The organism is Stenotrophomonas sp. 05N423 (assembly GCF_056397145.1).
In genome coordinates, this window is record NZ_JBFTMV010000001.1 from 682,129 (window position 1) to 695,186 (window position 13,058).

Here is a 13,058-nt window from a genome sequence, read left to right on the forward strand (position 1 = left end):
GGACGTGCGGTGGGCAGGGAAAATACGCAGAGCCCGTTGTCGTGAGGCACCATCTGTTTGCCCAGGGTGTAGTCCACAACCGCCGGCAGAATGACCCACCTGACCAGCAGGTTGAGTGGAACGCCAGCGCCACCGGTTCCTACAACGGAACGAGGAAGCAGTAAGTGTCACCGATCTTCCCGAAGGGGTAGGCCACGGATGGCTCCGGGTTGGGGTCGCCATTCTTGTCGTGGCTGTCGAAATGCAGATGGAGCAGGCCATCCGGCTTGACCGTGAATTCCTCCCCGGCCAGTGCTGGCGGAGCAGGCTCAAGAGTGGCCGAGATGATTCCGGTGCCAACGTCCCTGGCGAACAGCCATTGGAATACCGCAAGCGCCTCCGGTTCGGCTCCGTCGCCGCATAACAACCGTTGCGCGGCGGACACGTCGTTTCGCGAATTGGCATCCAGCAGGCTCTGTCGAAGCGCCTCCGGTGAATCCGGGGGAGTGGCCATGGCACTGGTGCACGCCAGGAGCAGGCTGGTGGCCGCAGCAATGCGGTGGAGACGTTTCTTCATGGTGAGGGTTCGAAGTAGACGTCGCGGCACTATAGCCATCGTTTCCGATCCGGGAGAGGTCGATCCCTTCCCGCCGATGATGAACACCCGGATCATGGAGTGTTGCCTGGTGGCGCTTCATCGCGCACACGCAGGAAGCGCGCGAACCGTGGCAGGCCGTTCGTGGTCAACCCGTTGTAGCGGTAGGTGACCAGGCTGCCGACCGGCGGCGGCGCCATGCGCTGGGCGTCCTTGAAACCACTGCCGATACGAAAGCGCGCGCCATCGGCGCGCTCCACCAGCAGCGCGCCTAGCAGATTTGCGTATTTGCCCTTGCCTGGCAGATGCGCGACCACCCGTGCTTCGGCATCGTCCCAGGGCTTGAGCTTGAGCAGGCCGCCGCTGCGGCCTGCAACGTAGTAATTGTCCTGATGGTGCAGCATCAGTCCTTCGCCTCCGGCCGCAACCGTGGCTGCCAGATGGCGATGCAGCGCGGTGGTATCGGCAACGCGCTGTTGCGGGATGAGCTCGAGGCTGGGAGATGCAGCGCGTGCGACCAGCATGCGCAGGGCCATCAGGCGCTGGTCGAAGGTGCCTGAGTGCCCGGGCAGGTCGAAGACCATCAGGCGCAGGCTTCGCCAGCCGGCATCGTCGGGCGGATGCATGCGCACGATGGCGCTGGTGTGCTCGAAACGACCGCGGCCGCCCCACAGCTCGCCATCCAGCGGCTGCACGGGCCAGTTGCGGGTGAATCCGGGCGGGGGCTCGATGCGATGGCCGCCGCGCGTCCACAGCGCCTGCCCGTCCCAGTGTGCGCGCACGCCGTCGAGTTTCTCGCTCACCCAGTAACGGGACACGTCCGGCCCGTCGCGCCATTGGCCGGCCAGCATCAGCGGAGGCGCCGCCGCCACCGCAACCAGCGGCAGCAGCAACAGGTACAGCAGCAGTGTCGGCAGGCGTCGCATGGTCCCTCCGCGTGAATGGGGCAGGGACAGCATGCGTGCACGGCAAAAGCCGTTGGATCAGCCGTAGCTGGAAAAGCGCGTAGGCGCCGACGCCACCAGGTTGTCGGTCAACGGACCGGCAGCGTGTCGAGGAAGCCGCGTACCGCCGGGCCATAACGGTCGTAGTCGACCAGGAAGGCATCGTGGCCCTGCGGCGAATCCATGCCGATGAACTGCGTGTCGGCGCCACCGCCGCGCAGGCCGTCGGCGATCTGCTGCTGTTGTTCGACCGGGAACAGGATGTCGGTGTTGGCGCCGATGGCCAGCGCCCGCTGCACGCGGATCTTCGCCAGGCCGGCCATCACGTCGCCGTCGCCATACTCGGCCAGGTCGAACCAGTCCATCGCCCGGCCCAGGTACAGGTAACAGTTGGGGTCGAAGCGGCGCACGAAGCGGCGCGCGTGGCCCTCCAGGTAGCTTTCGACCTGGAACTCGAGGCCGAACGGGTCGTCGTCGCCCTGCTCCGAATCCAGCCGCACGCGGCCGAAACGGCCGTCCCATTCCAGCGCCGAGCGATAGGTGATGACACCCAGCTTGCGCGCCATGCGCATGCCCGATTCCGGGTAGTGGGCCTCGTCGTAGTCGCCGCCGTTCCACGCCGGGTCCAGGCGGATGGCCTCGCGCTGCAGCGAGCGGATGGCGATGGAGAACGGCAGGGCCTGCGCGCTGCCGGAGATGTTGATGTGGGTGCGTGCGATGCCAGGGTGCTGCAGCAGCAACGCCAACGCGGTCATGCCGCCCATCGAGTTGCCGACCAGGCACGCCAGCTGTCCGATGCCGAGCGTGCGCACCACCTCGGCCGCGGCGTTGGCGATGTCCTCCACCGACAGCTCGGGGAACGACAGCCGGTAGGGCTTGCCGGTGGCCGGGTCGAGGGACGCCGGACCGGTCGAACCCTTGCAGCTGCCCAGCGAGTTGACGCAGACCACGAACCAGCGGTCGGTGTCGATCGGTTTGCCGGGGCCGAGCATCGGCTCCCACCAGCCGGGCGCGGTGTTGCCCGGATGGCTGGCGGCGTGGGCGTCGGGCGACAGGCCGGTGACGATGAGGATGGCGTTGCCGGCATCGGCGGCCAGCGTGCCCCAGGTCTCGTAGGCGATGCGCGCGCCCTGCAGCTGGCCGCCGCGCTTCATCGGGAAGGGCGAGGCGAGCGCGTGGAAGCGGCTGCCTTCGGGGATGAACTCGGTCATCGGCCGATTCTACCGGCCGTGCGCCGATACGTGGACCTCACCTGATGCCCCGGTGTTATCAGGGCATGAGGCGTGGTTACCACGGTCGAAGAGGACGATGCCGGCGCACCCCCGTGGAGTGCTTCCTGTCGGAACGGGATGGGCGCCGATACGCACCGCTCGCCTGACCGGCGGGGCTCAGGGCGCGTGATTCCCGCGCCTGGCCAGCCAGCCGTGGATCAGGCCGGCCTGGAAGAACGGCACGGGCGGCTGGAAACCGCCTGCGGCGATGATCGAGGCGATCCGGTCCGGCGGAAGTATCCCGACATCCCTGGCGTAAGCATCGCGCATGCGTTCCATGGCTTCGGCCGGGACGTCGGCTGCGGCCATGAGGTTCATCCATGCGCGCAGGAGCACCTCGTAGGCGGGCGAGGCCACATCCGAGGCCAGGTCGGAGCTTGCGAGGATTCCACCGGGCGCAAGCCTGCGCGCGATTTCCTGGAAGAATCCGGTACGGGCCGCCGGATCGAGAATGAACTGGGATACGAGGAAGCAGGTAGCCGCGTCGAAGCTGCCCGTGGCGGCGAGCGACTCCAGGTAGCCTTCATGGAAATGGCAGCGCGCCGAAACGTTTTCCCTGTCGGCCGCCTGGCGGCAGAGGGCGAGCATCGCGCCGGAAGGCTCCACCGCGGTGAACTGCCAACCGGGGTGGTTCCGGGCAAGGTGCATCAATTCCGCGCCGGTTCCGACCCCGATACAGAGAATGCGGGCGTCCCGGGGCAGTGTGGCGAAGGCCGAATCCAACAGCAGGTGCAGGCAATCGCGGATCGGGTGGGTCCTGGCCCACTGGGCGTCGTAGCCGGCCGCCTGCTGGTCGAACAGCCGCTTGATTTCGTCCTGATTCACGGCATTCGTTCCGGCGGATGAGTCACGGCTGACCGAGTGTGATGTGCAGCGGTTCACTCGCAGGGAGGGCGACCTTGACCGGCACTGATTCCACATCCCCCTCCTGGCGCATCGCGGTGCCGCTGGCCGAGAGGCGCGCGAACACTTCGACTTCGCCCAGCGCGGAGAGTTTCTGCGTCGGCATCGGGCTGTCGGCGTCGTCGAGGGTGACCGTGAGCGGGCCGGCCTGGGCCGGGTGCCGTTCGACCGCAACCGGCATTGGCGGGCCGTCGGGCACGCGGGCGATGACGAACAGGGTGTCCTTGCCGGCGGCGACACGCGCCTGCAGCGTGGGCGCCAGCGTGACCCGCACGGTGATGGCGTGGCCGTCCGCATTGCCTGTAGCGGCAGGCGCGGCCGCGGCGGGTGTCGACGGGGGCAGGCCGGCATCGGCGCGGGCGGCGTCGATCTGTTCGCGCAGCGCGGTGGCGGCATTGGGTTCCAGGCGTGGCAGCAGGCCTTCCCAGGTGCGCACGGCGGCTTCGTCCTGGCCGCGCTGGCGCTGCACGATGCCGATCAGCCAGGTGGCGCGCTGGTTGTCCGGCGCCACCTCGCGTGCGTGCTGCAGCCATTGCAGGCCAGTGTCGTCGAACAGCATCTTCGGGTGCGCACGGGCGCGCGCCTGCGCCGCTTCGATCAGCAGTTCGGGCTGGTCCGGTTCGAGCTTCAGTGCGCGCTCGAACGATCCGGCGGCATCGGCCATGCGCCCGAGCTCGAGCTGCGAGCGGGCCAGCAGGACCCAGCCCTCGGCGCGCTCGGGATGCTCGTCCAGCACGGCGCGCAGTTGTTCGACCGCCTGCTCCAGGCTTTGCGGCGCTTCGGCGTCGCGCGGCTGCAGCGCCGCCGGCGTCCCCAGCCACAGGTACAGGCCCACGGTGGCGACGACCATCGACGTGACCAGGGTGCCCCAGATCGCGCGCTTGCCCGCGCGCAGCAGTGGCCACAGCATGATGCCGCCGGTGGTGGCGGCCAGCAGCGCGGCCAGCGACAGGAATACCGCCTTCACCATTCGCGTTCGTCCTGGTTGGCGTCTTCGGCGGCGGGGGCGGGCAGGACACGTCCGCGCCGGCTCACGTGCACGTACAGAAGCGCGGCGCCGGCCAGCAGCAGGGCGCCCGGCCCCAGCCACAGCAGCAGGGTGCTGCCTTCCATGCGCGGGCGGTAGAGCACGAATTCGCCATAGCGTTCGACCAGGAACTGCTTGATCTGCGCATCGCTGCGGCCTTCGCGCATGAGATTGAGGACTTCGCGGCGCAGGTCGTGGGCGATCTGCGCGTTGGAGTCGGCCAGCGACTGGTTCTGGCACTGCACGCAGCGCAGTTCGGCGGCCAGCGCATGGAAGCGGGCTTCCTCGGCGTGGTCGCGGTACTGCAGCGGGGCGGGGTCGCCCATCGGCTGCGCCACCGCCAGCCATGGCAGGCACAGCCCCAGCAGGAGGGCGGCCAGCCGCGTCATCGGCGCGCCTTGCCGCTGGACGCGGCCTCGATCTTCTCCAGCGCCGGGATCAGCTGCCGGTCGAGCACGTCCTGGGTGATGGCGCCGCTGTATTTCCAGCGCACGATGCCGTTGCCATCGACCAGGAAGGTTTCCGGCGCGGCGGCGATGCCCCAGTCCAGCGCGGTGCGGCCTTCCTCGTCGGCGATCACCACCATGTACGGATTGCCCAGCTGTTCCAGCCAGCGCAGTGCGTCCTCGCGCTCGTCCTTCCAGTTGTAGCCGATCACGCGCACGCGCTTGGTTTCGGCGAAACGGGTGAGGATGGGGTGTTCGTCGCGGCAGGTCGGGCACCAGCTGCCCCATACGTTGAGTAGGTAGGGCGCGCCGAGCAGGTCGCGGCTTTTGACCTTGACGGTGGGGTCGTGCAGCACCGGAAGGGTGAACGCCGGCGCGGGTTTGTCGATCAGCGCCGACGGCAGGCTGTCGCGGTCGGGGCGGTCCGAACGGCTGACGCCGTAGAGCATCAGGCCGACCAGGCCGAGGAAGAACAGCGCGCCGATGATGAGCGCGACCGGCGGCAGGCGATGGGAGGGGTTCGTGTCGGACATCAGGATTTCTCGGGCAGCCGGCGGAAGCGGCGGTCGACGGCGGTGACGAAACCGCCCAAGGCCATCAACAGCGCGCCCAGCCAGATCCAGCGGACGAAGGGTTTGACCTGCATGCGGACCGCCCAGGCACCATCGCCCAGCGATTCGCCAAGCGCAACATATACATCGCCGCCGAGTGCGGGATGGATGCCGGCCTCGGTCATCGGCATGCCGCCGCTGGCGTACATGCGTTTTTCCGGATGCAGCAGGGCGACTTCGCGGTCGCCGCGGAACACGCGCACGTGGCCACGATCGGAGTGGTAGTTGGGGCCGTCGGTGGCGTCCACGCCCTCGAACTCCAGGCGGTAACCGCCGATTTCGACCGCCTTGCCCGGCGCCAGCGCCACTTCATGCTGGATGCTGAGCGCTTCCACCAGCAGGGCGCCGACCAGGAACACGGCGATGCCGGCGTGGGCGATCAGCATGCCCCAGGTCTCGGCGTTGGGGCGTCCACCGCTACGCAGGCGCTGCCACAGCACGTACAGCGTGCCGGCACCCACCCACACCGCGGCGGCGATGCCGATGGCGGTCTTCAACTTGCCCTGCGGGGCCATGAACCAGCCGATGATGCCCAGCGCCACGGCCAGCGCCGCCCACGGCGCCAGCAGGGCGAGCGTGCGCAGCCCCTGCTCGCGCTGCCAGCGGGTCAGCGGGCCGAACGGCAGCAGCAGGACCAGCGGGGCCATCAGCAGCAGGAACAACGTGCCGAAGTAGGGCGGTCCCACCGAGACCTTGCCAAGGTCCAGCGCATCGGCCAGCAGCGGGTAGAGCGTGCCCAGCAGCACCATCGCGCAGGCGCAGGCGAGCAGCAGGTTGTTGGCCAGCAGCAGGCCCTCGCGCGAATTGAGCGCATAGGCGCGGCGCGGGTCGGCCTGGCCGCCCATCGCCGGCGCGCGCAGCGCGTAGAGCAGCAGCGAGCCGCCGATCACCAGCGCCAGGAAGACCAGGATGAACAGGCCGCGGGCCGGATCGGCGGCGAAGGAGTGCACGCTGGTCAGCACGCCCGAGCGCACCAGGAAGGTGCCCAGCAGCGACAGCGCGAATGCGGTGATGGCCAGCAGCAGGGTCCAGCCGACGAATACGCCGCGCTTTTCCGTGGCGGCCTGCGAATGCAGCAGCGCGGCGCCGGCCAGCCACGGCATGAAGCTGGCGTTCTCCACCGGGTCCCAGAACCACCAGCCGCCCCAGCCCAGTTCGTAATAGGCCCACCAGCTGCCCAGCGCGATGCCCAGGGTGAGGAAGGCCCAGGCCACGTTGGTCCAGGGGCGGGTCCAGCGCAGCCAGCGTACGTCGATGCGGCCGTCGAGCAGTGCGGCGATGGCGAAGGCGAACGGTACCGAGAATCCGACATAGCCCAGGTACAGCATCGGCGGGTGGATGATCAGCCCGGGGTCCTGCAGCAGCGGGTTGAGGTCGCGGCCTTCGACCGGCGCCGGCAGCAGGCGTTCGAACGGATTGGAGGTGAACAGCAGGAAGGCCAGGAAGCCGACGCTGATCAGCCCCATCACCGCCAGCACGCGCGCCACCACCACCGGCGGCAGGCGCCGCGAGAATTCGGCCACCGCCGCGGTCCACAGCGCCAGCACCAGGGTCCACAGCAGCAGCGAGCCCTCGTGCGCGCCCCATACCGCCGAATAGCGGTAGATCATCGGCAGCAGCGAGTTGGAGTTCTCGGCCACATAGCGCAGCGAGAAGTCCTGGCGCACGAAGGCCACGGTCAGCACCACGAACGCGCCCAGCACCATGGTCAGCTGCAGCAACGCGGCCGGGCGGGCGATGGCCACGAACGGAGCGATGCCGCGCTGCGCGCCGAGCAGCGGCAGCACGCTCTGCAGCAGCGCCGCCAGCAGGGCCAGGATCAGCAGGACCTGTCCGATCTCGGCGAGCACTCAGCGCGACTCCGCCGGCGCGGCCGTGGCCGGGACCTGGTGCTTGCCGTGGGCCACGCCCATCTTGTCGGCCAGTTCCTTGGGCATGTAGGTCTCGTCGTGTTTGGCCAGTACTTCCTCGGCCACGAACACGCCGCCGGCCATGCGCCCGGTGGCGACCACCGCCTGTCCCTCGCGGAACAGGTCGGGCAGGATCTTGTCGTAGGTCACCGGCAGCTGCGCGTCGCCGTCGGTCACCTCGAAGCGCGCCAGCAGCGCGCCGGGCGCGCGCTGGAACGAGCCTTTGGCTACCATGCCGCCCAGGCGGAAGCGCGCGTCGGGCGCGACCTTGCCGGCCTTCACTTCGGCCGGCGTGTACAGATAGGCGATGTTGCGCTGCAGGGCGGTGGCCACCAGTACGGCGGCGATGCCGGCCACGGCGACCACCAGCAGCACGAGCAGCAGGCGGCGGCGTTGGGTGGGGCTCATCGGTTCAGTTCCTCGTCGCCGGGCACGGTGGCCGCGGCATTGCGGCTGGCGCGCGCCAGCCGGTTGCGCACCTCGCGCAGCTGCCGCCGCACCTGCAGGCGCGGAACCGCGAAGTCCCAGGCCAGCACCACGAAGAACACGGCATAGGCCAGGGCGACGTACTGGAAGTAGGTCATGTCAGTTTCTCCACGCGCTCGCGCACCCAGGCCTTGCCGGCTTCGCGGCGCAGGTTGTCGGCACGGGCGCGGGCCAGCAGCGAGCCGGCGAACCAGAACTTGGTGGCCAGCACCATCAGCCACAGCGGCAGGACCATGCTGCCGTCCATGCTCGACTCGCCGAACATGCGGATGGTCTGGCCCTGGTGCAGCGAGTTCCACCACACCACCGAATAGCGGATGACCGGCAGCAGCACCACGCCGACGATGGACAGCAGCCCGGCGGCGCGCGCGGCGGCGCGGCGGTCGTCGATGGCGCCGTACAGGCCCATCACGCCCAGGTACAGGAACAGCAGGATCAGTTCGGTGGTCAGGCGCGGGTCCCAGTCCCACCAGGTCCCCCACATCGGCTTGCCCCACAGGCTCCCGGTGAGCAGGGTGATCAGGGTGAAGGCGGCGCCGATCGGCGCGCAGGCCATGGCCAGGATCTCGCACAGCTTGATCCGCCAGATCAGCGCGATGGCACTGTAGAAGGCCATCAGGCCGAATACGAACAGGCTCATCCAGGCCGAGGGCACGTGGATGTAGAGGATGCGGAACGCATCCAGCTGAAGTCGATCCGCCGGCACCACCGCCAGCGCCTGCCACAGCCCGAAGGCGAACAGGGGAAGGGAGGCGACGTAGCACCAGGGCGACCAGCGGGCGGCGAAGGCATCGAAGTAGGCGGGGGAACCCAGCCGGTGGAACCAACCTGCCAAACCTTTGAACATCCGCTTGCTCGCTAGGAAGAACGATGATGGGCTGGTCCCCAGCCATCCCGTCGCCGGGCACCGCGGCGGTCGCCTGCGGGTCCGTGAAGATTAGCCGAAGACGGCGCGGTTGGCACGGCCAGCCCGCGCCGCGGCGGTCACTTCAGGGTGAGCGTGCCCTTCATCAGGGCCGAGTGGCCGGGGAAGCTGCAGAAGAACGACAGCGGCGCGCCGGCGGCGGTGAGCTTGGCCACCGGGACACTGAGGGTGGTGCTTTCGCCGCCACCGACCACCTTGCTGTGGGCGATGACGCGCGCGTCGCCGGCCTTGATGTAGTCGGCGGCCAGCCCGGCCTTGATGCCGTCGGCGTCGATGCCGGACATGTCGGCGGCCTTGGCGACCACCACGTTGTGGCCCATCACGTTCCTGGCCATCTTGCCGGTGTGCTTGAGGTTGATGGTGAAGGTGGCACAGCTCTTGGGGACGTCGATGTTGGCCATGTTGTAGCGCATGGCGTCATTGCCCTCCAGGTTCGCCGAGCAGGTGTCGGCGGCATGGGCGGCACCGGCGGCGCCGAGGGCCAGGGTGGATGCGACGATCAGTTTGCGGAACATCTTCAAAGCTCCTGTCTGCGGGGAGGGGACGCCGCTGCGGGCGGGTGGCCGGCCATGCTGTCGCCGGCGGGGTGGGATGGCAAGCGACGCAATGTCGCAGGGCAAGCATGCTCCGGCATCTGCATGCTCAGTCTTCACGCAGGCTGGAAAGCCAGGCCGATACGGCCTGGATGCTGTCTTCGTCCAGCCGCTTGCCGACGCCGCTCATGATGAAGTCGCTGGTGGAATCCTGCAGGTCGCCATCGCGGTATTCGGCAAGCTTGCCCTGCAGGTAGGCGGCCTGCTGGCCGCGCAGTACCGGGAAGGTCGCATACGGCGTGCGCCCGTTGCGGTCGGCGACGTCGGCATCGCGCATGCCGCGGGCATCGGGGCCGTGGCAGCCTTGGCAGGGGGGGATGCCCTTGGCGGTATCGCCGTGCAGGTAGAGGTCGCGGCCGCGTTCGAGCAGGGCGGCATCGACCGGCCCGGCCGGCGTGTCGCCGGCGTCGGCCCTGGCCGGGTGCAGCGGCAGGCTGGCGTAGTAGGCCGCCAGGTCGCGCATGTCCTGGTCGTCGAGCGTGCTGACCAGCGGCGTCATCGGTGAAGGATGGCGTCCTCGTTTCAGCTCGACCAGCTGCCAGTAGAAGAAGTCGGCGCGCTGTCCGCCGAGGTTGGGGAAAGGTGGCGCGGTGCCGCCCCCGTCGTCGCCGTGGCAGGCGGTGCAGACCTGGGATTTCTCCTTGCCGGCGGCGGCGTTGCCGGCGATGCGCGGGGCCGCGCGCAGGTCGAGATAGCGGGGATGCAGCGCGGGAGCGGGCGGGTCGTCGTCCGCGCCACTGGCGGCATGGGCCAGGCCGGACCTGCCCGGCGCGGACAGGCCGAGCAGGCCTCCGGTGAGGACGAGCAGGAACAGGGTGGAACGTTTCATAGCGCCACCTCGAGCATCATTCCCAGCAGGTTGACGCGGTAGTTGGACGGGCCGCCGTCGGTATAGACGCGGTGGTCATAGACCAGCGTGTCCTCGAAGCCGAAGTAGTGCCAGTCAGAAAGATTGCCGCGCTCCCAGGTGTCGAACACGCGCAGCCGCATGCGCTGGCCCAGCGGCATCGACAGCCCGGCGGTGAGGGTATTGACCCGGTAGACCATCAGCGGATAGCTGCCGCTGGCCAGCGGCGCATTGGCCGGCACGGTGAGCGCGTCGGGCGAATTCATGCGGTAGCCGGTGCGGCCGCGCGAGGATGTCCAGTTCCACGCCAGGTCCAGGGTGGCGCGGCCGAGCCGGCGGCTGAGGTTGAGGCCGGCGTAGTGGTTGCGCTGGGTATCGTCCATCCACCAGCGGCTGGCCTCCGGATAGGTGGGGCCGCCGAGTTCCGGATCGCTGCCGACGGCGTCGTTGACATTGGCGAACACCAGTTTCGAGCGGTCGTGGCCGTACCACGCGCTGGCGGTCGTGTCCGGGTTGGGCTGCCATTCCCACTGCACGCTGGTGGCGTAGCTGTCCAGCTTCTGCCGTCCGATCTGCGCATCGTAGTGGTTGCGGTCGCCGCGCGCGGAAACGTACACGGTCATGTCGCGGGGCAGGACGAAGGTCGCCATCAGGTCGAGCTTCTGCCGGGTGCGCGAGGCGATGTCGTACTTGCGCAGCGCCGCGACCGTATGCGGGCTCAGGCCGCCAGCCGGTTCGACGAAGCCGGGCAGCGAACTGGAGAAGGTGAACTCGTAGGGATCGTAGTAGTACGCGCTGCCGCCGCGGTCCAGCCAGGTGTAGTTGGCGCGGAAGCTCAACCAGTCGGCGGTGCGGTTGTTCCAGCTCAGCTTCACCGTGTTGTCGCGGGTGGTGGCGACCTCGCGGTGGGCGCGCTCGATCCAGGTGAACGTGTAGGTGGCGCCGAGCGTGTTGCGGGTGGACGGGCGCCAGTCCATGCCGGTGGAGATCTCGCGGGTTTCCTTGTCCAGCGGCAGGTTGCGGATGCGGGTGAGCACCGAGCTGTTGGCGCCGCCATCCCACAGGCCCATTTCGCCGGGCACCACCGAACCCTGCGCGCCGTTCTCGGCGACGTAGCCCCACTGGTCGGTCAGCGGGTTGTAGGACCAGTAGGTGCCGGCGTAGTCCTCGCGCAGGTAGCGCGCGGTGCTGCGCCAGGTCAGTCCCTCCATCGGCTGCAGTACCAGCCGGGCGTCGAACTTCTGGTTGTTGATCGCCATGTCGGCGCGGTCGCGCGAAAGCGCGGCGGTGGTGTTCCAGTTGGCGCAGTTGGCCATGAATGGCGGCGCCAGGTCCATGCCGAACTGGCCCTGGCAGTCCATCGGCGGCAGCAGCCGGTCGTTCTGGCGCATCGTGGTCAGCGCCGCGGCAAGGGTGAAATCGCCTTTCCACGCGGGCAGCTTGCGGCTGAAGCTGGCGCCGACGCGGTGATAGTCGTTGTCCGGTTCGTAGGCGAAGGAACCCTGGTACAGCGGCGGCGAACCTGCGCCCGGCACCACCGGTGCCAGGGAAAACGGCACTTCGTAGCTGTAGCCGCGGTTGGCATGGCGGAAGAACGAGCCGGTGTAGCTGAACTCGCTGCGCCACAGGTTGCCGACGAAGCGGAAGCCGCCGGTGAAGTTGAGCGTGCTGTCGTCGATCGGGCGCGGGATCTCGTAGATGCCGCCATTGTTGGCGAAGGGATAATTGAAGAAGAACGGGCCGCCGAACGGACGCGCACCCTTGCGCTCCTCGTGGGTGAGGCTGGCATAGGTGGTCCAGCGCGGGTTGAGCAGGTAGCTGATGCTCACACCCTGCTTGTCGCGCACCACCGCCAGCGTGGTCAGCGGCTGTGCAGCGGAAATGGCCGCGACCTGCGCGGAACTGCTGCCGGCCGCGGTGATCCCCGGCTTGAGGGTGAGGCGGTCGCTGCCCACGCCGTCCCAGATCGAGCGCGCGTTGCCGCTGAGCACATTGGGCGAACTGCGCACGAAGGCCTGCACCCTGTAGCGCCCGGCCTGTCCGAATACCGCGCGGTAGTACTGGTTGTCGCGGTCCAGCCGGCTCAGGCGCACGTCGGCGTAGCTGCCGTCGGCGGTGCGGCGCAGGCTGAAATCGGCCTGCAGGACGAGACCGTCGTCCGGGTCGCGGAACCGCCGCCAGTTGGTATTGGCGGTGTCGCCGCTGACATGCAGGTAGCCCAGCGCGACGTCGCCCGACCACTGCCAGCCGCCGTCGCCGGCCGGCTTCAGCGTCGGCATCTGCGGGTTGCAGCCATAGAGAAAGCCGGTGGGCGTGCGTCTGGGGCTGGCGGTCAGCCAACTGGTGCCGTCCGGATCGCAGCCGCTCCAACCGACGCGGCCGGATGGGTCCAGCCAGTTGCCGAACTGCAGGTCGATCCCGTTCCCGCTGTCCTGCGCCTGGGCCAGGCCGGCAAGCAGGGCGAGGGACAGCAACGACCAGCGGCAGGCGTGGGGGCGTTTCCACATGTACATGGCGTCCT

Annotated in this window: 14 protein-coding genes; all 14 read right to left on the bottom strand. The window is 68.8% G+C overall.

Features of this window, described 5'->3' with window-relative positions:
- Positions 1–139: 139 nt before the first annotated feature.
- Positions 140–556 (bottom strand): hypothetical protein, encoded by a 417-nt coding sequence (locus tag AC1DGW_RS03130; RefSeq protein WP_478019266.1) that lies wholly within the window; start codon positions 554–556, stop codon positions 140–142.
- 92 nt (positions 557–648) lie between these two features.
- The gene (locus tag AC1DGW_RS03135; RefSeq protein ID WP_478019268.1) at positions 649–1,500 is read right to left on the bottom strand and encodes a DNA ligase; all 852 of its coding nucleotides are present in this window, start codon (positions 1,498–1,500) and stop codon (positions 649–651) included.
- 107 nt (positions 1,501–1,607) lie between these two features.
- Positions 1,608–2,729, bottom strand: coding sequence for a homoserine O-acetyltransferase MetX (gene metX, locus AC1DGW_RS03140; protein ID WP_478019270.1), 1,122 nt, complete (start codon positions 2,727–2,729; stop codon positions 1,608–1,610).
- A 177-nt stretch (positions 2,730–2,906) separates the two neighbouring features.
- Positions 2,907–3,614, bottom strand: a complete 708-nt coding sequence (locus AC1DGW_RS03145; protein ID WP_478019272.1) for a class I SAM-dependent methyltransferase — start codon at positions 3,612–3,614, stop codon at positions 2,907–2,909.
- 22 nt (positions 3,615–3,636) lie between these two features.
- Complete coding sequence (locus AC1DGW_RS03150) at positions 3,637–4,662, bottom strand: tetratricopeptide repeat protein (RefSeq protein ID WP_478019275.1); 1,026 nt, start codon at positions 4,660–4,662, stop codon at positions 3,637–3,639.
- A complete protein-coding gene (locus AC1DGW_RS03155) occupies positions 4,656–5,108 on the bottom strand; it encodes a cytochrome c-type biogenesis protein (RefSeq protein WP_478019277.1) in 453 nt (150 codons plus the stop codon). The genes AC1DGW_RS03150 and AC1DGW_RS03155 overlap by 7 nt, the downstream gene beginning before the upstream one ends.
- The gene (locus AC1DGW_RS03160; protein ID WP_478019279.1) at positions 5,105–5,698 is read right to left on the bottom strand and encodes a DsbE family thiol:disulfide interchange protein; all 594 of its coding nucleotides are present in this window, start codon (positions 5,696–5,698) and stop codon (positions 5,105–5,107) included. Before AC1DGW_RS03160 ends, AC1DGW_RS03155 begins: the two co-directional genes overlap by 4 nt.
- On the bottom strand, positions 5,698–7,626 hold the full coding sequence (locus AC1DGW_RS03165; RefSeq protein WP_478019281.1) for a heme lyase CcmF/NrfE family subunit: 1,929 nt from the start codon (positions 7,624–7,626) through the stop codon (positions 5,698–5,700). Before AC1DGW_RS03165 ends, AC1DGW_RS03160 begins: the two co-directional genes overlap by 1 nt.
- Positions 7,627–8,094, bottom strand: coding sequence for a cytochrome c maturation protein CcmE (gene ccmE / locus AC1DGW_RS03170; protein WP_478019283.1), 468 nt, complete (start codon positions 8,092–8,094; stop codon positions 7,627–7,629).
- Complete coding sequence (gene ccmD, locus AC1DGW_RS03175; RefSeq protein ID WP_478019285.1) at positions 8,091–8,270, bottom strand: heme exporter protein CcmD; 180 nt, start codon at positions 8,268–8,270, stop codon at positions 8,091–8,093. The genes ccmE and ccmD overlap by 4 nt, the downstream gene beginning before the upstream one ends.
- Positions 8,267–9,019 carry a heme ABC transporter permease CcmC gene (gene ccmC, locus AC1DGW_RS03180; RefSeq protein ID WP_478019287.1) on the bottom strand — a complete coding sequence of 251 codons (753 nt, stop codon included), beginning with the start codon at positions 9,017–9,019 and terminating at the stop codon, positions 8,267–8,269. Before ccmC ends, ccmD begins: the two co-directional genes overlap by 4 nt.
- Before the next feature lie 137 nt (positions 9,020–9,156).
- Positions 9,157–9,612, bottom strand: a complete 456-nt coding sequence (gene azu / locus AC1DGW_RS03185; protein WP_478019289.1) for an azurin — start codon at positions 9,610–9,612, stop codon at positions 9,157–9,159.
- A 127-nt stretch (positions 9,613–9,739) separates the two neighbouring features.
- Positions 9,740–10,519: a c-type cytochrome gene (locus AC1DGW_RS03190; protein WP_478019291.1), complete on the bottom strand. Its 780-nt coding sequence runs from the start codon at positions 10,517–10,519 to the stop codon at positions 9,740–9,742.
- Positions 10,516–13,050, bottom strand: a complete 2,535-nt coding sequence (locus AC1DGW_RS03195) for an MtrB/PioB family outer membrane beta-barrel protein (RefSeq protein ID WP_478019294.1) — start codon at positions 13,048–13,050, stop codon at positions 10,516–10,518. Before AC1DGW_RS03195 ends, AC1DGW_RS03190 begins: the two co-directional genes overlap by 4 nt.
- Between the last annotated feature and the right edge of the window lie 8 nt (positions 13,051–13,058).

Bases quoted from the DNA above. Each gene is read 5' to 3' on its own strand.
- ccmD (WP_478019285.1), bottom strand. From the start codon at position 8,270: ATGACCTACTTCCAGTACGTCGCCCTGGCCTATGCCGTGTTCTTCGTG.
- AC1DGW_RS03135 (WP_478019268.1), bottom strand. From the start codon at position 1,500: ATGCGACGCCTGCCGACACTGCTGCTGTACCTGTTGCTGCTGCCGCTG.
- AC1DGW_RS03160 (WP_478019279.1), bottom strand. From the start codon at position 5,698: ATGTCCGACACGAACCCCTCCCATCGCCTGCCGCCGGTCGCGCTCATC.
- ccmE (WP_478019283.1), bottom strand. From the start codon at position 8,094: ATGAGCCCCACCCAACGCCGCCGCCTGCTGCTCGTGCTGCTGGTGGTC.
- ccmC (WP_478019287.1), bottom strand. From the start codon at position 9,019: ATGTTCAAAGGTTTGGCAGGTTGGTTCCACCGGCTGGGTTCCCCCGCC.
- AC1DGW_RS03130 (WP_478019266.1), bottom strand. From the start codon at position 556: ATGAAGAAACGTCTCCACCGCATTGCTGCGGCCACCAGCCTGCTCCTG.
- metX (WP_478019270.1), bottom strand. From the start codon at position 2,729: ATGACCGAGTTCATCCCCGAAGGCAGCCGCTTCCACGCGCTCGCCTCG.
- AC1DGW_RS03150 (WP_478019275.1), bottom strand. From the start codon at position 4,662: ATGGTGAAGGCGGTATTCCTGTCGCTGGCCGCGCTGCTGGCCGCCACC.
- azu (WP_478019289.1), bottom strand. From the start codon at position 9,612: ATGTTCCGCAAACTGATCGTCGCATCCACCCTGGCCCTCGGCGCCGCC.
- AC1DGW_RS03190 (WP_478019291.1), bottom strand. From the start codon at position 10,519: ATGAAACGTTCCACCCTGTTCCTGCTCGTCCTCACCGGAGGCCTGCTC.
- AC1DGW_RS03195 (WP_478019294.1), bottom strand. From the start codon at position 13,050: ATGTACATGTGGAAACGCCCCCACGCCTGCCGCTGGTCGTTGCTGTCC.
- AC1DGW_RS03155 (WP_478019277.1), bottom strand. From the start codon at position 5,108: ATGACGCGGCTGGCCGCCCTCCTGCTGGGGCTGTGCCTGCCATGGCTG.